Raw genomic sequence first — 17,656 nt, forward strand, 5'->3', positions numbered from 1 at the left:
CGCCGTGCAGGAGAACTTTGGCGCTGCCATCAGCCCGTTTGCCCGCGCCTTATGGCCGACCCTGCGGCCGCTATGGTAATCAGGCCGGCCATTCCGCCTACTGTTCATTATTGCCACTAACTGCCACAAACTCTTTCCTTCCTGCTGCCTGACGTTTGCCTTATGAACACGCTTCTCGTTCCCCTCGACCACACAACTTCGGCCGAACCCCTGCTGGCCTACGCCAACAAGCTGGCCGTGCGCTGGCCAGCCGAAATCGTACTGCTCTACTGCCAGCCACCAGTTCCCGATGCCGACGGGGCTTCGGCCGTACGCACCGCCGACCTGGCCGTGGAGGAACAGCGCCTGCGCAGCCTCGTGGAGCGCCTGCGCTACCAGCAACTCACCCGCCAGGATGGCCGCCGCATTCGCTACCACTACCGCGTGCTCAGCGGCTGCCTCCACGACCACATCGCCGCCGAAGTAGCGCGCTGTGCTGCCCAGCTGGTGGTGATGAGCCTAGAACACGTAGACTGCGGCCGCCAGGAGGCGCCCGGCAACCACGCCGCCGCCATTGCCGACCTCATTGCCTGTCCCGTGCTGGTGGTGCCGCCCGGCCGCCGGTCGTTGCCGAGCCGGCTGGTATTCAGCGCCGATTTCAGTACGCTGCCACTCCACACGCTGCCGCGGCTATCGGCGCTGGCGGAGGCCTTCCCCGGCACCCTGGATCTGGTGCAGTTCTACGCCCCCACCGAGCGCAGCCGGCGCCTTGCTCTCAAGCAGGCCCAGACGCGCGCCCTGCGTCAGCTAACCTGGCCCCACGTGCACACTCACCTGCTCGAAGACGAGTCGGCGCTGGAAGGCGTGAGTGAGTTTTGCGCCCGGCAGCAGGCGCAGCTGCTCATCGTAGCTCCGGCCAGCCGCGCCGAGCTGCTGCACTACTTCGATGCCTGCTACACCACCACGCAGGCCTACCACACGCGCATACCGGTACTGGTGGTGCGGAGCGCCGGCGCCTCGGCCCACACGGTGTGCTGTGGCAAGTGCGCCGAGCGTCTGACGCGCGAGCAACTGCAAGCCAATCTTATCCTTCAATCTGCCCAGCCGGCTTAGCGGCTGTCGGCAATCAAAACGAACCGCCCTGGTCGTCGGGCAGCAGGGGCTGTCGGACGACCGGGGCGGTATCGTTTTGATGGTAGAAGGCGTTACGCTATATCAAGTCTGAAATCTCCCGCACGCCTACGGGCCGCTGCCGTGTGAAGCCTTCCCCAAACTCCACCCCAATCAGGTGCCCAAACTCGCGGGCACGGGCTTCCATAAACTTGCCAAACTCCTGGCTGGAAAGGTAGGTCTGCGGCTGGTCGAGGTTGGGGTTGAAAAACTGGGTCTGATACGCCTGAATAGACTCCCACTTCTTCGCCCAGTGCGGCGTAATATCCACCACAAAATCAGAGGGTAGTTGGCGGTCCTGGATGTAGTGATACACCACGCGCGGGCGCCAAGGCAGCTGCGGCTGGCCGTCTTCGCCCAGCGTCTCAATCATGCGCAAACCGCTCAGAAAGCAGGCATCCGAGGCCAGCTGGGCGCCGCGGCCGTGATCGGGGTGGCGGTCCGTAATGGCGTTGCAGAGCACCACGTCGGGCTGGTAGCGCCGCAGGGCCGCAATCAGGGGCAGCTGATGCTCCCGGTCGTTGCGGAAAAAGCCATCGGCCAGGCCCAGATTTTCGCGGGCGTGCAGGCCCAGGATGCGACTGGCGGCCTCGGCCTCCTGGGCGCGGGTAACGGGCGTACCGCGCGTGCCCAGCTCGCCTCGGGTAAAGTCAACAATGCCGATTTTCTTACCGGCCGCCGCCGCCGCCAGCAGCGTACCGGCCGCTGACATTTCTACATCATCGGGGTGCGCCCCGAAGGCCAGGATATCTAGTTTCATTTACTTAAATGGTTGAAAAACTGAATGGTTAAATGGCTGGCTGTTCCGACGATGCGTTGAACGACCAGCCATTTAACCATTCAGCTCTTACGCTATTTACTTGATCCGCAGCGTCCGGCCCACGCGCAATATAGCGGTGCCGCCGTTCAGACGCCGGATCTGGGCCTGCGACACGCCGTACTTGTCGGCAATTTCCGACAGCGTATCGCCGCTACGGATTTTGTGCGACACAATACGGCGGGCCTGGGTGGGCTTGGCGGCACTGCTGCTGCGACTATTGCTGCTGCTGGCCGCGCCCGGCACGCTGCCGCCCCGGTACTTCAGCGACTTGCTGTAGTACGCAAACAGGCCGGAGGTAATCTGAAAGTTGTCCTTCACCAGCCGGTAGTCGGGGAAGTCGTACATCTGCTCCGGGTCGATGGGGTTGCCTTCGTAGCGTACCTCGAAGTGCAAGTGCGAGCCGCTGCTGCGCCCAGTGCTGCCGCCCCGACCAATCAGCTGGCCGGCCTTCACAAACGTGCCCGGCGTCACGAGCGACTTCTGCATGTGGCCGTACAGCGTTTCGATGCCGTTGTAGTGGCGGATGAGCACGTAGTTGCCGTAGCCCGAGCCGTCCCACTTGACGATGCGCACCACCCCGTCGAAGGCCGCTTTCACCGAGTCGCCGGTTTCCAGGTCCAGGTCCACGCCGTAGTGCCAGCGGTAGCCCCGAAAGCCGAAGTCTGAAGTCAGCGGGGTTTTCACCAAGGGCATTTTTGCGTAGCGCTGACGCTCCGGCTCGGTCAGGCGCAGGTTCAGCGTGTCCTTGAGGCGGCGGCCATCCACCCGGTACGGGTTGATGTTATGGGTGTCCCAGATGGCATAGTAGCCGGCCACCTTAATCCAGGAAGAGTCAATTTTCACCTCCTCCGACATCTCCACAATCTCCTGCCCGCCTTCGTTGAGCGTGGTGGTGTCCTCGCTCACAATGGACAACTTTTTGGCGGGGTTAAAGAAGATGGACTTCGCAGCGTCGGAGCCCTCTTCGGGTAGCTCTTCCGTCTGGATCAGAATGGTGGTATCGGGCCGCACGTAGCGGATGGTGGGAGACTTGATGCGGAAGAAATCACTCCGCTTGCCCGCAGAGCCGGCTTTTGCCTTCGGCTCTGGCGCTTTGCGCCGCTGGGCCAGCAGCTGGCCGGGCAAGCCTAGAAACAGCCCGATCAGTAGTAGCGGCAGCAGCCAATGTTTCACAAAATGGAGCAAGGGCAAAAAGTTAATAAGTGAGGAAGTGACGTATTGAATGAGTGAATGAAGCCGTTCGCTCAACGCCCTACCAGCCTGGATAGTGTAGCGTGGGCCAACTCCTTCATTCACTCATTCTCTACTTCACTCTAATGGTCGCCCAGCGCGGCCAGGTAGCGCTCGGCGTCGAGGGCGGCCATGCAGCCGGAGCCGGCGGCCGTTACAGCCTGGCGGTAGGTATAGTCCTGCACGTCGCCGCAGGCGAATACGCCATCCACGTTGGTTTTGGCCGTACCGGGAATGGTTTTCAGGTAGCCCTGCTCATCGTGGTGCAGGTAGGGCTGGAATATCTTGGAGTTGGGCTCGTGGCCGATGGCTACGAAGAAGCCCTCAATGGCCAGGTCGCGGGTGGTGCCGTCCAGCACGTTTTTCACACGCGCCCCGTCCACGGCGTGCTCGCCCAGGATTTCGTCGGTTACCGTGTTCCAGAGCACCTCAATCTTGGGGTTGTCCATCACGCGCTTCTGCATGATTTTCGAAGCACGCATCTCGCCTTTGCGCACAATCATGTACACCTTGTTGCACAGGTTGGCCAAGTAAGTAGCCTCTTCAGCTGCCGTGTCGCCGGCGCCCACAATGGCTACGTCCTTGCCGCGGTAGAAGAACCCGTCGCACACGGCGCAGGCCGATACACCCGAGCCGTTCAGACGCTGCTCCGAGGGCAGCCCCAGCCACTTGGCCGACGCGCCAGTGGCAATGATGATGGTATCCGCCGTCAGCTCCACCTTTTCATCCACCGTCACGCGGTGCGGGTGGCCCGAGAAGTCCACCGAAGTGGCAATGCCGTAGCGGATATCGGTGCCGAAGCGGGCGGCCTGCTTCTTGAGGTCCTCCATCATTTCGGGGCCCATGATGCCGTCGGGGTAGCCGGGGAAGTTCTCGACGTCGTTGGTGATGGTCAGCTGGCCACCGGGCTGCAAACCTTGGTACATCACGGGGTTGAGGTTGGCGCGGGCCGCGTAAATAGCCGCCGTGTAGCCGGCCGGGCCGGAGCCGATAATCAGACACTTAATGTGTTCCGGGGTGGTAGTCGCCATACAAGTGAAGGTGGCGGCAGCTTGCGCCAGCGCCATGAAGGGTTAAGATTGGGATGCAAAAGTACACGCGTCCCGGGTTTTCATCCGGTGCGACTCCGTATTGCCGAAAATTGCGCCAACTCTGCACATCGGCCACTTTGTCCGAAACGCCGGGAAAGCAGGATAATACGGAGGCCGCCGACACGTATCCAACAAAAAACCCCAACCAAAGGCCAGGGTTTTCTGCTGCGGGGTAGAACTACTTACCCCAGGTACGGCTTCAGTGCCTTGCTGCGCGAGGTGTGGCGCAGGCGGCGGATGGCCTTCTCTTTGATCTGGCGCACCCGTTCGCGGGTCAGGTTGAACTTCTCCCCGATTTCTTCCAGCGTGAGCGAGTGTTCCCCATTCAGGCCGAAGTAGAGCGTGATGACGTCGGCTTCGCGCTTGGTGAGCGTGCTCAGGGCGCGCTGCACTTCCTTGCGAAGCGAGTCGTTCATCAGGCCGGTGTCGGGCGATTCTTCGTCCTCGTTTTCGAGCACGTCGAGCAGGCGGTTTTCTTCACCCTGCACAAACGGCGCATCCACCGATACGTGGCGGCCCGAAATCTTGAGCGTGTCCACCACTTCCGAGGTGGTCAGCTCCAGTACTTCGGCAATTTCCTCGGGCGAAGGCTCGCGCTCAAACTTCTGCTCCAGCTCCGAGAACGACTTGCTGATTTTGTTCAGCGAGCCAACCCGGTTCAGGGGCAGACGCACGATGCGGCTCTGCTCGGCCAAGGCCTGCAGAATCGACTGGCGAATCCACCATACGGCGTAGGAAATGAATTTGAAGCCCCGGGTTTCGTCGAAGCGCTTGGCGGCTTTAATCAGGCCGAGGTTGCCCTCGTTGATCAAATCGCCCAGGCTCAGGCCCTGGTTCTGGTACTGCTTGGCCACCGACACCACGAAGCGCAGGTTGGCCTTGGTGAGTTTTTCCAGCGCTTGCTGGTCACCTTCTTTGATGCGTTGCGCCAGCGTTACCTCCTCGTCGGGGGTTAACAGATCCACCTTGCCAATCTCCTGGAGGTATTTATCCAGCGACTGGCTTTCGCGGTTGGTGATCTGCTTGCTGATTTTTAGCTGTCTCATTGCGGGCGCGAGAGAGTTGAGTTGTTGATGCTAGTAAGGTCGTGTTGGTCCGGTATACGAGGGATACCCAAACGCGGGTACCGGGTCAGTTGAAAGCAACACCCCGGTACCCGCGAAAGTTCGGCGGCAGCGCTTACGCTGCGCCGTTGGAATCAGCAGCGCGCTCCGGCTTCGGCAGCAGCACCTTGCGCGACAAGCGGTATTTGCCCGTTTTCTTGTCGATGTCGAGCAGTTTCACGTCAATCTCCTGCCCTACTTCCAGCACGCCTTCCAGCGCGGCGAGGCGCTCGTGCGATACTTCCGAAATGTGCAGCAGGCCATCTTTGCCCGGCATAATTTCCACGAAGGCACCGTAGGGCTGGATGCTGCGCACCTTGCCTTTGTAGGTTTCGCCCACTTCCGGCGTGGCCGCAATGGCGCGGATTCGGTCGATGGCCGCCTGCATGTCTTCCTGGTTGGAAGCGTAGATGCTCACGTGGCCTTTCTCGTCCTTCTCCTCGATGATAACCGTGGCGTTGGTGTCCTTCTGGATCTGCTGGATGACTTTGCCACCGGGTCCGATAACGGCACCGATGTACTCCTTGTCGATCAGCATTTTGTGCGAGCGAGGCGTATGCGGCTTCAGCTCAGCAGCCGGCGCAGCAATGGTCTTGGCCATCTCACGCAGGATGTGCAGGCGGCCTTCGCGGGCCTGGTGCAGGGCAGCCGTCATGATTTCGGCGCTCAAGCCCTGGATTTTGATGTCCATCTGGCAAGCCACGATACCTTTCTCGGTGCCGGTTACTTTGAAGTCCATGTCGCCGAGGTGGTCCTCATCGCCCAGGATGTCCGAAAGCACAGCGTATTCGCCGGTTTCCTTGTCCTGCACGAGGCCCATGGCAATGCCCGAAACGGCAGCGCGCACCGGAATGCCCGCGTCCATCAAGGCCATCGAACCAGCGCACACCGTAGCCATCGACGAAGAGCCGTTCGACTCCAGGATGTCCGACACGATACGCACGGTGTAGGGGTTCTCGTCGTCGGAAGGCATTACCTTCTTCAGCGAGCGTTGGGCCAGGTTGCCGTGGCCGATTTCGCGGCGGCCGGGGCCGCGGTTCGGCTTCACCTCACCGGTCGAGAAGGCCGGGAAGTTGTAGTGCAGCATGAACTTGCTGTAACCCGAGGTCATGGCCGTGTCGATGATCTGCTCATCGAGCTTGGTGCCGAGGGCTACGGTGGTCAGCGACTGGGTTTCGCCGCGGGTGAACAAGGCCGAGCCGTGGGCACCGGGCAGGTAGTTCACTTCGCTCCAGATGGGGCGGATTTCCGTCAGGGCGCGGCCGTCGAGGCGGGTGCGCTCCTTGATCATCATGTCGCGGATGGCCTTCTTCTCGGCAGACGAGTAGTAACGGCCGAACATCTTCATGTCCAGCTCGGGCTGCTCTTCCAGCAGTTTCTCGGTCAGCGACTTCTTGATGGCGCCAAAACCTTCCTTGCGGCCGGCCTTGCTGGGGTTGCCCGAGTGCGCCACTTTGTAGGCGTGCTCATATACGCCTTCGTGGATGCGCTTTTTCAGGTCGTCGTTTTCCTCGTACTTGGGATACTCACGCTTCACGTGGGATTTCTCCACTTCGGCGGCCAGCTCCAGCTGCACGCGTACCTGCTCCTTGATAGCTTCGTGGGCGAAGGCAATGGCTTCCACCATTTCCTCTTCACTCACTTCGTTCATTTCGCCTTCCACCATGGCTACCGAATCAGCCGTGGCACCTACAATCAGGTCGATGTCGGCGCGGGCAATGTCGGCGGTGAGGGGGTTGATCTGCAGCTTGCCGTCGATGCGGGCCACGCGAACCTCCGAGATGGGGCCAGCGAAGGGAATATCCGAAATCGAGAGGGCAGCCGAGGCGGCCAGCGCGGCCAGCGCGTCGGGCTGCACGGTTTTATCGGCCGAAATCAGGGTAATCATCACCTGCACCTCGTAGTGATAGTCCTTGGGGAACATCGGGCGCAGGATACGGTCTACGATACGGCACACCAGGATTTCGTAATCCGAGAGGCGGCCTTCGCGGCGCTGGAACGAGCCGGGAATGTTGCCGGCACCACCGAATTTCTCCTGGTAGTCAACCGACAGGGGCAGGAAGTCCACGTCGCCGCGCGAGCTGGGCTGCGACACGACCGTTGCCAGCAGCATGGCGTCGCCGAGGCGCACCACTACGGCGCCGTCGGCGAATTTGGCCAGCTTGCCGGTTTCGATGGAAATCTGCCGCCCGTCGGGCAGCGTAATGTGTTTGGTAACCGCGGTGTAATTGGGCATCTGAGAGGGTGCTTGTGGAAAGCGTGCAGCGGGCGAGCAGCCGTAAAAACGGGGCCGGCAGCGGCCCCATTTTGCTCTAAAAAATCATATTCTGAGAAATCAACGTCCGAACCTAGCAAATGGTGCACTTGGTTTCGGACAAAAAAAGAGCAGGGAACCTTCCGGGGTGGAAGGCTCCCTGCTCCAGGCATTGGGCTTACTTACGAATGCCCAGCTCCTTGATGATAGCGCGGTAGCGGTTGATTTCGCGGTGCTGGAGGTAGTCCAGCATGCGACGACGCTTACCAACAAGCTTCAGCAGACCCAGACGGGTCGAGAAGTCTTTTTTGTTCACTTTCAGGTGCTCGGTGAGGTGCGTGATGCGGTGCGTGAACAGCGCAATCTGAGCCTCGGCCGAACCCGTGTCGGTGGCTACTTTTTGCAGGCTGTTTTTCTCGAAAATCGCCTGTTTTGCTTCGGTAGTGAGTTTCATCGGCAGATAGGTTTCCCCGTCTTGGATTTAAAAATGAAAAAAAGAAAGCCACCCCGCATTTCGGGGTGGCCGCAAAGGTAGAAAAAAATAGTGGCTTGTTGTTTGTTTTTCCCTTGCCCGATTCAGAAGTATAGCCCGTGCTGAACAACGAATAACGAGCGGTCAGACCGCTTTTTTGTAGCGCCGGACCGGCCAGCGCACCCAGGCGGGCACGAAACGCCCCAGGTCCCAGTCGAGCAGGCCGGAGTCGTTTCGGGCCTGATACAGGAAGAAAAGGCCGAAGGGCAGCAGCGCCGCCGTCGACATCCACATGCCCAGCGTAACGGGCATTACCCCTTCCCGCCCGTACTTCTCGCCCATAATGGACAAAATGTAGTAGACGATGAAGAACAGAATAGATACCAGAATCGGTACGCCCAAGCCGCCTTTTTTGATGATGGCCCCCAGCGGGGCCCCAATCAGAAACATCAGCAGAATGGCCACCGACTGCACATACTTGCGGTAGATTTCGATGCGGTAATTGCCCGACTCTTTGGCTAGGTTGGCCAGCCGCTCGCCAGTGGTGCCGGCAAAGGCCCGCACGTTGCGGGCGCGGTTGGTGGCCTGTTCCAGCACGCTCACATTGACGGCCGGCAGACGGGTTTCCGCCACCTGAATCGGCTCGGCTCGGCGGTTCTGAGCCTGGCCCGTGGTGTCGAAGCGCAAATAGGAATAATACGGCGCCAACTGGCGCGATACCTGCTCCCGTTCGGTGTGCAGCCGCCCTTGCAGCGAGTCGATGTAAGATTCCAGCTGCGGAATGTTTTTCATCATCTTGTTCTGCGAAAACAGCTCCACCTGCGTCCGGTTCAGGTCGAATGATTTCAGCGAGAACGTAATCATGTTGCGGTTGAAGGCCTGCCGAATGAACGTGGCCCCGGAGCGGCTGCGCGCATCAGGCTGCTCTACATAGCTCTGCCCGCGGAACAGCTCCAGGCCCAGATACTGCCCGCCGAAGCGCGTGAACATGCGGCCCGAATCAGCCAGAATCACGCGCATGTTGCCCGAGCCCTGGGTGTGGTCGTAAATCATAATGCCCATCAGGATTTCACCGTCTTCGCCCTGCTTGTCGTTCACCTTGATGGTATAGCCAGGGATGCCGCTGTAGAATACGCCGGGCCGAATATCGAGGGCCAGCTTCTGCTGCCGTAAGTCCCAGAGCAAGCTGTAGGCTTTCAGGTTGGCTTTGGGAACGATGGTGTTGTTGAACCAGAAGGCTCCCACCATCAGCCCCAAACTAGTCAGCAGCACTGGCCGCAGAATCCGGGTCAGCGAAATGCCCGAAGTCTTGATGGCCGTCAGTTCGTGGTGCTCGCCAAGCGTGCCGAAGGTCATTAGCGAGGAGAGCAGCACGGCCAGCGGCAACGATACCGGCACCATCAGCACCGCGAAAAAGAACAGCAGCTGCCCAATCACCTCAATCCCCAGGTCCTTGCCCACCAGGTCATCGAGGTATTTCAGCATGTATTGCGTGAGCAGAATGAACTCTACCACCGCAAACGTGAGCACAAACGGCCCCGTGAAGGCCTTCAGAATAAGCTTATCGAGTTTTTTCATGCAGGAGCAGCGACCGGGCGCGCAGGCGGAAATGGGCCACAAAAAAGAGCGGAACGGAAACGAAGATACTGTCCGTTTCGCGTCCGCTCCGCTTTTCTACTGCGTAAAACCCGCTTACCCGCCTACCAGTTCACGCAACTTCACAATCAGGCCTTCCCACATGCCTTGCAGCTCATCGTCGTCGGTTTCCTCGGAGTAGTCCAGCACCCGCAGATACACTTCCTGCGTCAGTTGCGATTCTTCCAAAGTGAAATCCAGGTAGTTAGCATCCGGTGTGTGCCGCTTGTTCTGGTCGAGAAAAACGTAGCGCACCGAACGGTTGGTGCGGTGCGAGTTCATCTCAGCAAAGTGCGGTTGGTTGTCCCAAATGAAGTTAAAGCGGTGATCTTCGTCGATGCGCACATCCTGGCAGAACCACTGCGACAGCCCGGAGGCAGACGCCAAATAGGGATACAGGATTTTGGGGGAAGCGTTTATGGGAAATTCGACGGTAAACCGATGTTTGTGACGAGTGGCAGAAAGAGGCATAAGCAGAACAGACTTAGGAAATTATTGGTCCGCAGCATTCACCAAAGACCATAGGGAAGCAATATACACGGGTTTTTTTTGCTTCAGGGCTTGTGCCGGAACAAATCTTGTTCTTACCTTTGCAGCACCAAAAACCCGGCGGGGTAGCTCAGTTGGTTAGAGCACAGGATTCATAACCCTGAGGTCACGAGTTCAACTCTCGTCCCCGCTACTTGTAAAAAGCCCCTTTCTATAGCAGGAAGGGGCTTTTTTTATTACGGTTTATCGTTTTATCACAACCTCATGTACCCGCCAGAGTATGAGCCCCGGCTGTCTGGCGCTAACGGAGGCCTGAGCAAGCGGTGGCATACAGGCTACCGAATCTGGGACAGAGACAAGCAGGACTTCGTCTGAAAGCAGTTCACGGGCATAAATAAGCACACCCCGCTGCGGGACTGGCGGCAGGTGAGCAAAGACAAGCTCCGGGAGATTCAGCTGCTGCAGGAAGGCCGCTCGTCCTTGTCGCCCGACTCCGTGTCGTGGTACTCTTTAATAGACAGTGTAGCCCAGCGGCTCGGCGAAGGCCTGCAGCAGGCTCTCGTTGTCTTGGCCCTTGTCGCGGGTGCTGACGCGCACGTGGAGGGCTGCTTTTATGTAGAGCAGCTATTAGATGGGGCAGGAAAGCAGATACGCCTGCGCCTCGGCCAGTGTCTGAAACGCATCCGACTTATTCTGCTTCCGGGCCTCCGCCTGAATCTGATGAATGGATAGCCTGGCAATGGCATCACGCGCTACCACGTAAGCCACGCACACGTGCTCGGGGCGGGCAATTTTACGGGTGTACCATTCGTCTACCAGAAACTGCTTCTCTGGCTCTGATAAGGGCTGGATCAGGTGCATGTCTACCAGAATGCGGCGCCACTGGCGGCGCAGCAGCAGCTGGCCAAGGTGCGTGAGCAGAGCCCAAAATTCCGTTAGTTCCCGGGGCGACTCCTTGTACAGTACCCAGGCATAGCCATCGGGATGTTCCAGGATCCGGCCCAAGGCATCCTCAAAGTAAATGGGATGGTGGGCAGACTACGGCATGAAGCAGATAGTAGACTCAAAGCTACAAAACCACTATCCAAAAAAGAGCAGCAAAAAGGCCCCGAAAAACCGCATTTTTGAGGCTGTGGAAGCGAGTGCTGAAAATGCCCAGAAATCGATGTTTTTTGGTTACAACACGAAGCAGATTTAGTGCTCCCGTTCGCGAATCATGCCACAGATTATAAGCGCCCTCCCCTATCTTGATGGTATGTATGAGTACCGTCCAGCTTGTGGCAAACCGAGATAAGCACCTATTTACTGACGGTTTATTGCTTCTCTTATGGAAAACACCTTACCTCCCAATTTCTTTGCCGAACCTCATCTGCTTAACTCTCAGGAAGAGTTTCGCTTTTCTCTTGGCAGCGAGCTTTGATATTGTATATAAAATGAGCGCTGACTGGCGCTTGATGTACCGCTTGGTCGGCAAGACATTTCTAACCGACACACTGGCCCCGTCCGATACGTGGCTTACGACCTATATTCCGGTTACAGAGCAGCCTCAGGTGCTGGCCTGGGTTGCCCAGGCCATCCAGACTAAAAGTGTGTTTGATCACGAACAAACCGTCCTGCAAGCTGATGGATCGGTTGGCCGGCTGTCTTCCTCCCAATTGACCTCCTCCCATAAAACCGGACCGGTGTAAAGTAGAGAAAACAGGCCCTTGTCGTATCTTAAACCAAGAGACACGTGCCATGAGGAAGACGAAGTTTACCGAGGCCCAGATCGTGTTTGCTCTGCGCCAGGCGGACACGGGCGTAGCCGTCGCGGAAGTCTGCCGGAAGATGGGCATCAGCGAGGCCACGTACTATAACTGGACGAACAAATACGGTGGCTTGGGCGTGCCCGAGCTACGCCGCCTGAAGCAGTTGGAAGAAGAGAATTTGCACCTCAAACAGCTGGTGGCCGACCTGAGCCTAGACAAGCAGATGCTGCAGGACGTGCTCAAAAAAAAGTTCTGAAGCCCGTGCAGCGTCGACACGCGGCTCACCACCTGATCGACGCCTACCGCATCTCGACCCGTCGGGCCTGCTAGGTCGTATCGCTGCAGCGCTCGAGCTGGTACTACCGACCGCACGGGCGGGACGACACGGTGCTGCGCCGGCGGTTGCGGGAGCTAGCCCAGATACGGGTGCGCTACGGCTGCCAGCGCCTGTTTACATTGCTGCGACGGGAAGGCTGGCCGGACAATCACAAGCGCGTCCACCGCCTCTACTGCCTGGAAGGGCTGCATTTACGCAGCAAACGTCCCAAGCGCAGCCAGGCCGCGGCGCACCGTCTGGAGCGGGTCGAATTGCAGCGGCCGCATCAGAGCTGGAGCATGGATTTCGTAGCGGAACAGCTCTTCGATGGGCGCAAGATTCGCGCCCTAACGATTGTCGATAACTTTAGTCGCCAGTACCTGGCCATTTATGTGGGGCAGTCGCTGAAAGGCGAAGACGTGGTGGCTGTGATGAGCAGCCTGCAGAACTGGTAGGCGTAGTACCTGAGCGCATCCAGGTCGATAACGGCAGCGAGTTTATCAGTAAAGCGCTGGATAAATGGGCCTATGAGCAGCGGGTCACGCTGGACTTCTCGCGGCCCGGCAAACCGACGGACAACCCGTATATTGAGTCGTTCAACGGTAGTTTTCGGGACGAGTGCCTGAACGTACACTGGTTCCTATCGCCGACGGACGCGCAGGAGAAAATCGAGCAGTGGCGGCAGGAGTATAACAGCTTCCGACCACACAGCTCGTTACAGAATTTAACGCCCGATCAGGTCATGGCGGTAGCCACTACTGTCGAGCTTCAGAACGCCTGATTCTCTACTGCGGGCCGGTCCAGCAATTGGGAGGAGGTCACTCGCAACTTGCAAAAAGCCCCTTATTGCAGCAAGAAAGGGCTTTGTCGTTCTGTGTTAATCAGGATGTTTGCCGGTCCTCTTTCACTGGCATTTCACTTCGGTTGGTGCCAGCCGTATATAGATGTAGCTTTGTAATTGGTAGCGAGCCTAGGGCGCCAAGTGCCACTTTGGCCCCAGCTTAGCTGCTACACTCCACATTTTCGTCAACACCTGCCCATATTCTACCCACTGAACCTATGCTCACCGAATTAACCAATGGTTTCGGCAAGGTCTACCTGACCATCGACTATGATGCCGCCAATCGGTGGGTACACAACAACTGGATTGGCTATCAGACATACACCGGGGTTCTGGCTGGGGCCGATGCGTGCTTGTTTCCGATCCGCGAAAACCATTGCGCTTATTTGCTCAACGACAACCGGCAGGTGCTGGGCCCCTGGGACCATGCCGTAGAATGGATTGCCACTAACTGGGCGCCTCGCGCCACGGAAGCCGGCCTGACCCATTTCGCTCATATCGTAAGTGCCGAGTCGTTGGCCGCTGACTCGGCTCGTTCTATGTTTTTAGGCATTGGCGGGCGCCTCCACATGCGTATGTTCAGCAATGCTGAGGAAGCGCAGGATTGGCTTCGGGCTGCACAGATGGAGGCAGGGCGCACCAAATAAAGCGCCTCTGTTGCTGCACGGACCCCGACAACCATTCGCCTACGCTTACGGGCTGCCCTGCCTGTAGCAGCAGAAACTGTAAACTAGCTGCATAAAAAAAGAGCCTGATCTATCCGATCAGGCTCTTTTAGTAAATAGGCTCCGGGGAGCTTACTTGATTTTCTCCACGATGCCTTTGAAGGCAGCCGGGTGGTTCAGGGCGAGGTCAGCCAGAACTTTACGGTTCAGGTCGATACCAGCCTTCTTCAGGCCGCCCATCAGCTGCGAGTAGGACATGCCATGCTCACGGGCACCAGCGTTGATACGCTGGATCCAGAGGGCACGGAACTCACGCTTCTTAACCTTACGGTCACGGTAAGCATAGAGCAGGCCTTTCTCAACGGCGTTTTTAGCAACGGTCCAAACGTTTTTGCGACGGCCATAATAGCCTTTTGCCAAACGCATAATCTTTTTCCGACGGTGGCGCGAGGCCGCGTGGTTGACACTTCTTGGCATAACCAGTTGTTTTTTGGCGGCCGGCGGCGGGTTAATGCCGCATCTTTTATTTCAGCCGGACGCCTGGTGGAAAAAATGAATTAATAATTGACAATCAGCAGTCAGGCATCAAAGCACGCTTAACTACTGATTCTTAATTACTAATTAAATCGTAAGCATGTCTTTTACGCGGTTCATATCAGCCGAGCTAACCAGACCAACGTGCGTGAGGGCACGCTTCTGCTTGGTGGTTTTCTTGGTCAGGATGTGGCTCTTGTAAGCGTGCTTACGCTTGATTTTGCCCGTACCCGTCAGCGAGAAACGCTTCTTGGCACCGGACTTGGTTTTCATTTTCGGCATTGTGGTGATGAAAAAAGGGTGAAAAACTGCGGCGGTCGGCTGCCTAGGGCCGGTGCGCCAGCGTACAATGGGGCCGAAGCCCCGCAAAAGCTATTCAGCGGGCTTTTCAGCTGGGGCAGCAGCAGGCTTGGCTTCTTTCGGAGCTTCCTTACCACCTTCTTTCGGGGCGGCGGGCTTGCTGGCGGGCTTGGCAGGCACGATGGCCTTTGGCGCCAGGTACAGGAACATGCGCTTGCCTTCCAGCTTGGGCAGTTGCTCTACTTTGCCAAGGTCTTCGAGGGCCTGAGCGAACTTGAGCAGCAGGATTTCACCCCGCTCCTTGAACACGATGCTCCGGCCTACGAAATGCACATACGCCTTGATCTTGGCCCCTTCGCGCAGGAATTCCTGCGCGTGCTTGAGCTTGAAAGCAAAGTCGTGGTCGTCGGTGTTGGGTCCGAAACGGATTTCCTTGATGACAACCTTGGTTTGCTTGGCCTTCAGCTCGCGGGTCTTTTTCTTCTGCTCGTACTTGAATTTCGAGTAGTCGATAACACGGCACACGGGCGGTACAGCCGTGGGCGAAATTTCCACGAGGTCGAGGTTCTGCTCCTGAGCAAAGCGCCGGGCCTGCTCAATTGGATAGATACCTTGTTCGATGTTGTCGCCAACAAGACGGACTTCGCGGGCCGTAATCTTTTGATTGATTTTGAACGGCTCCTCGACCTGGGCGCGAGGAATATAACGGCGGTTGGGGGTTGCTATGGCTGTTTCTCCTTTAGGTGAACGTCGGTTTTAGCTAGGATTGACAAGACACCGGGGGTGCCTGATGGGTTCAATCAGCGTGCGAATATCCGGCATTTTTTCTGAACGCTCAAGAAAGACTATATAAAATTGCCGGAAAAGGCTGTCTTTCTCGGGTCTACGCGCTTGCAAAACGACTGAATTGCGGGTGGCGCCGGCAGCAAACAGGCCGCTGATGCGTGCTGCATCAGCGGCCTGTTTATTCGGGGCAGAAACGTGGAACAACGCTATTTTTTGCCGTCCATCATGTCCTGGACCTGCTGCTGGAAATCAGCAATGAAGGCCGCAATGGGCATGGCGCCCACGTCGCCCTGGCCGTGGCGGCGGATGGAGACGATGCCTTCGGCCTGCTCCTTCTCGCCCACGATGAGCATGTAAGGCACTTTCGACACCTCCGCGTCGCGGATTTTGCGGCCAATTTTCTCGTCGCGGTGGTCTACTGTGCCGCGTAGCTCGGCCTGCGTGAGCTGATCGTACACCTGCTGGGCGTAGTCGTGGTATTTCTCCGAGATGGGCAGCACGGCAAACTGCTCGGGCGAGAGCCAAAGCGGGAAGTTGCCGCCGCAGTGCTCAATTAGCACGGCCACGAAGCGCTCCAGCGAGCCAAACGGGGCCCGGTGAATCATGACGGGGCGCTGGCGCGAGTTGTCGGGGGCCACGTACTCCAGCTCGAACCGCTCGGGCAGGTTGTAGTCCACCTGAATGGTACCCAGCTGCCACTTACGGCCGATGGCGTCGCGCACCATGAAGTCGAGCTTGGGGCCGTAGAAGGCCGCCTCGCCCAGCTCCGTCACCGTGCTCAGGCCTTTCTCGGCCGCGGCTTCGATAATGGCCTGCTCCGCGCGGGCCCAGTTTTCGTCGGAACCGATGTACTTGGTTTTGTTTTCGGGGTCGCGCAGCGAAATCTGAGCCGTGAAATCAGGGAAGTCGAGGGCTTTGAGGACGTAGAGCACGATGTCAATCACCTTTAGGAACTCCTCCTTCACCTGATCAGGGCGGCAGAAAATGTGGGCGTCATCCTGGGTGAAGCCGCGCACGCGGGTCAGGCCGTGTAGCTCACCGCTCTGCTCGTAGCGGTACACCGTGCCGAACTCGGCGAGTCGCACCGGCAGGTCGCGGTACGAGCGGGGCTTGCTCTTGTAGATTTCGCAGTGGTGGGGGCAGTTCATCGGCTTGAGGAAGAACTCCTCGCCGGGGTTGGGCGTCTTGATGGGCTGGAACGAGTCGGCGCCGTACTTCTCGTAGTGGCCGCTGGTCACGTAGAGCTCCTTGGAGCCGATGTGGGGCGTCACGACGGGCTGGTAGCCAGCTTTGAGCTGGGCCCGGCGCAGAAACTGCTCCAGCTTTTCGCGCAGGGCCGTGCCTTTAGGCAGCCACAGGGGCAGCCCCGCTCCTACTTTCTCCGAAAACGTGAACAGCTCCAGCTCCTTGCCCAGCTTGCGGTGGTCGCGGCGCTTGGCTTCCTCGAGGCGTTCCAGGTACTCGGTGAGCTCCTTGGCCTTGGGGAAGGTGATTCCGTAGATGCGGGTGAGCTGCTTGTTCTTCTCGTCGCCGCGCCAGTAGGCTCCGGCCACGTTGAGCAGCTTCACAGCCTTGATGGGCGAGGTATCGGGGATGTGGGGGCCGCGGCAGAGGTCGGTGAAGTCGCCCTGGGTGTAGAAGGTGATGGAACCGTCTTCCAGGCGCTCCAGCAGATCCAGCTTGTAAGGGTCCTCCTTTTCGGTGAAGTAGGCAATGGCGTCGGCCTTGCTTACTTCCTTGCGCTCAAACTGGCTTTTCTTCTTGGCCAGCTCCAGCATTTTCTTCTCGACTTCCGGCAGGTCGTCGGTGGAAATCGTGCGGCCTTCGCCGAGGTCGATGTCGTAGTAGAAGCCGTTTTCGATGCTGGGGCCGATGCCCAGCTTCACGCCGGGATACAGCGCCTCCAGGGCTTCGGCCATGAGGTGAGCCGAGGAGTGCCAGAACGAGGCTTTGCCTTCGGAGTCGTTCCAGGTCAGGATGGCAACCTGCGCATCCTGTTCAATGGGGCGGTGCAGGTCGCGCACTTCGCCGTTGACGCGCACGCCGAGGGCATTCCGGGCGAGGCCTTCGCTGATGCCGGCGGCAACGTCGTAGCCCGTGGCGCCATCTACAAACTGGCGCACCGAGCCGTCGGGGAGGGTGATGTTGAGCATAAAAAAAGAAGGGGGATTATGGCTATACAAGCAGCCGTGAGCCCGCAAGGTACGGAAATGGGGAAATCGA

Annotated in this window: 15 protein-coding genes, 1 tRNA gene and 2 pseudogenes; 5 read left to right on the forward strand and 13 right to left on the reverse strand. The window is 58.5% G+C overall.

What is annotated here, in order from left to right; translation table 11 throughout:
- Positions 1–162: 162 nt before the first annotated feature.
- A complete protein-coding gene (locus N008_RS17955) occupies positions 163–1,092 on the forward strand; it encodes a universal stress protein (RefSeq protein ID WP_044017727.1) in 930 nt (309 codons plus the stop codon).
- Positions 1,093–1,189: 97 nt separating this feature from the next.
- On the opposite strand, the gene bshB1 is transcribed toward N008_RS17955, so the two are convergent.
- From bshB1 to N008_RS17995, 8 genes are all read right to left on the reverse strand, one after another.
- A complete protein-coding gene (gene bshB1 / locus N008_RS17960; protein WP_044017728.1) occupies positions 1,190–1,909 on the reverse strand; it encodes a bacillithiol biosynthesis deacetylase BshB1 in 720 nt (239 codons plus the stop codon).
- 96 nt (positions 1,910–2,005) lie between these two features.
- Positions 2,006–3,142, reverse strand: coding sequence for a peptidoglycan DD-metalloendopeptidase family protein (locus N008_RS17965; RefSeq protein WP_231569742.1), 1,137 nt, complete (start codon positions 3,140–3,142; stop codon positions 2,006–2,008).
- 140 nt (positions 3,143–3,282) lie between these two features.
- Positions 3,283–4,230, reverse strand: coding sequence for a thioredoxin-disulfide reductase (trxB, locus tag N008_RS17970; protein ID WP_044019062.1), 948 nt, complete (start codon positions 4,228–4,230; stop codon positions 3,283–3,285).
- A gap of 242 nt (positions 4,231–4,472) precedes the next feature.
- A complete protein-coding gene (locus N008_RS17975; protein WP_022823752.1) occupies positions 4,473–5,336 on the reverse strand; it encodes an RNA polymerase sigma factor RpoD/SigA in 864 nt (287 codons plus the stop codon).
- A 133-nt stretch (positions 5,337–5,469) separates the two neighbouring features.
- Positions 5,470–7,629: a polyribonucleotide nucleotidyltransferase gene (gene pnp, locus N008_RS17980; protein WP_044017729.1), complete on the reverse strand. Its 2,160-nt coding sequence runs from the start codon at positions 7,627–7,629 to the stop codon at positions 5,470–5,472.
- Between the two features lie 196 nt (positions 7,630–7,825).
- Positions 7,826–8,101, reverse strand: a complete 276-nt coding sequence (gene rpsO, locus N008_RS17985) for a 30S ribosomal protein S15 (RefSeq protein WP_022823754.1) — start codon at positions 8,099–8,101, stop codon at positions 7,826–7,828.
- 162 nt (positions 8,102–8,263) lie between these two features.
- A complete protein-coding gene (locus tag N008_RS17990) occupies positions 8,264–9,697 on the reverse strand; it encodes an LptF/LptG family permease (RefSeq protein ID WP_044017730.1) in 1,434 nt (477 codons plus the stop codon).
- A gap of 114 nt (positions 9,698–9,811) precedes the next feature.
- Positions 9,812–10,225 carry an START-like domain-containing protein gene (locus N008_RS17995; RefSeq protein ID WP_044017731.1) on the reverse strand — a complete coding sequence of 138 codons (414 nt, stop codon included), beginning with the start codon at positions 10,223–10,225 and terminating at the stop codon, positions 9,812–9,814.
- A gap of 137 nt (positions 10,226–10,362) precedes the next feature.
- On the opposite strand from N008_RS17995, the gene N008_RS18000 reads away from it, so the two are divergent.
- A tRNA-Met gene (locus N008_RS18000) sits at positions 10,363–10,436 on the forward strand.
- A 434-nt stretch (positions 10,437–10,870) separates the two neighbouring features.
- On the opposite strand, the gene N008_RS18005 is transcribed toward N008_RS18000, so the two are convergent.
- Positions 10,871–11,248: a hypothetical protein gene (locus tag N008_RS18005; protein WP_044017732.1), complete on the reverse strand. Its 378-nt coding sequence runs from the start codon at positions 11,246–11,248 to the stop codon at positions 10,871–10,873.
- Positions 11,249–11,502: 254 nt separating this feature from the next.
- On the opposite strand from N008_RS18005, the gene N008_RS18010 reads away from it, so the two are divergent.
- The 3 genes and pseudogenes from N008_RS18010 (at position 11,503) to N008_RS18025 (ending at position 13,795) form a co-directional block, all read left to right on the forward strand.
- Positions 11,503–11,931 carry a hypothetical protein gene (locus N008_RS18010; RefSeq protein ID WP_156109390.1) on the forward strand — a complete coding sequence of 143 codons (429 nt, stop codon included), beginning with the start codon at positions 11,503–11,505 and terminating at the stop codon, positions 11,929–11,931.
- 49 nt (positions 11,932–11,980) lie between these two features.
- Positions 11,981–13,088, forward strand: a pseudogene (locus N008_RS23310) (IS3 family transposase).
- Between the two features lie 278 nt (positions 13,089–13,366).
- A complete protein-coding gene (locus N008_RS18025; protein ID WP_044017735.1) occupies positions 13,367–13,795 on the forward strand; it encodes a hypothetical protein in 429 nt (142 codons plus the stop codon).
- A 150-nt stretch (positions 13,796–13,945) separates the two neighbouring features.
- Here the strand turns inward: N008_RS18025 and rplT are convergent, their stop codons facing one another.
- The 4 genes and pseudogenes from rplT to thrS all read right to left on the reverse strand — a co-directional run bounded on the left by rplT (position 13,946) and on the right by thrS (position 17,586).
- Positions 13,946–14,290, reverse strand: coding sequence for a 50S ribosomal protein L20 (rplT, locus tag N008_RS18030; protein WP_044017736.1), 345 nt, complete (start codon positions 14,288–14,290; stop codon positions 13,946–13,948).
- A gap of 144 nt (positions 14,291–14,434) precedes the next feature.
- Positions 14,435–14,629 carry a 50S ribosomal protein L35 gene (gene rpmI / locus N008_RS18035; RefSeq protein ID WP_044017737.1) on the reverse strand — a complete coding sequence of 65 codons (195 nt, stop codon included), beginning with the start codon at positions 14,627–14,629 and terminating at the stop codon, positions 14,435–14,437.
- 186 nt (positions 14,630–14,815) lie between these two features.
- Positions 14,816–15,373 (reverse strand): annotated as a pseudogene (infC, locus tag N008_RS18040) (translation initiation factor IF-3); the annotation flags it as partial.
- A 266-nt stretch (positions 15,374–15,639) separates the two neighbouring features.
- A complete protein-coding gene (gene thrS, locus N008_RS18045) occupies positions 15,640–17,586 on the reverse strand; it encodes a threonine--tRNA ligase (protein WP_044017739.1) in 1,947 nt (648 codons plus the stop codon).
- Between the last annotated feature and the right edge of the window lie 70 nt (positions 17,587–17,656).

The sequence above is a fragment of the Hymenobacter sp. APR13 genome, assembly GCF_000737515.1.
GTDB lineage: Bacteria > Bacteroidota > Bacteroidia > Cytophagales > Hymenobacteraceae > Hymenobacter.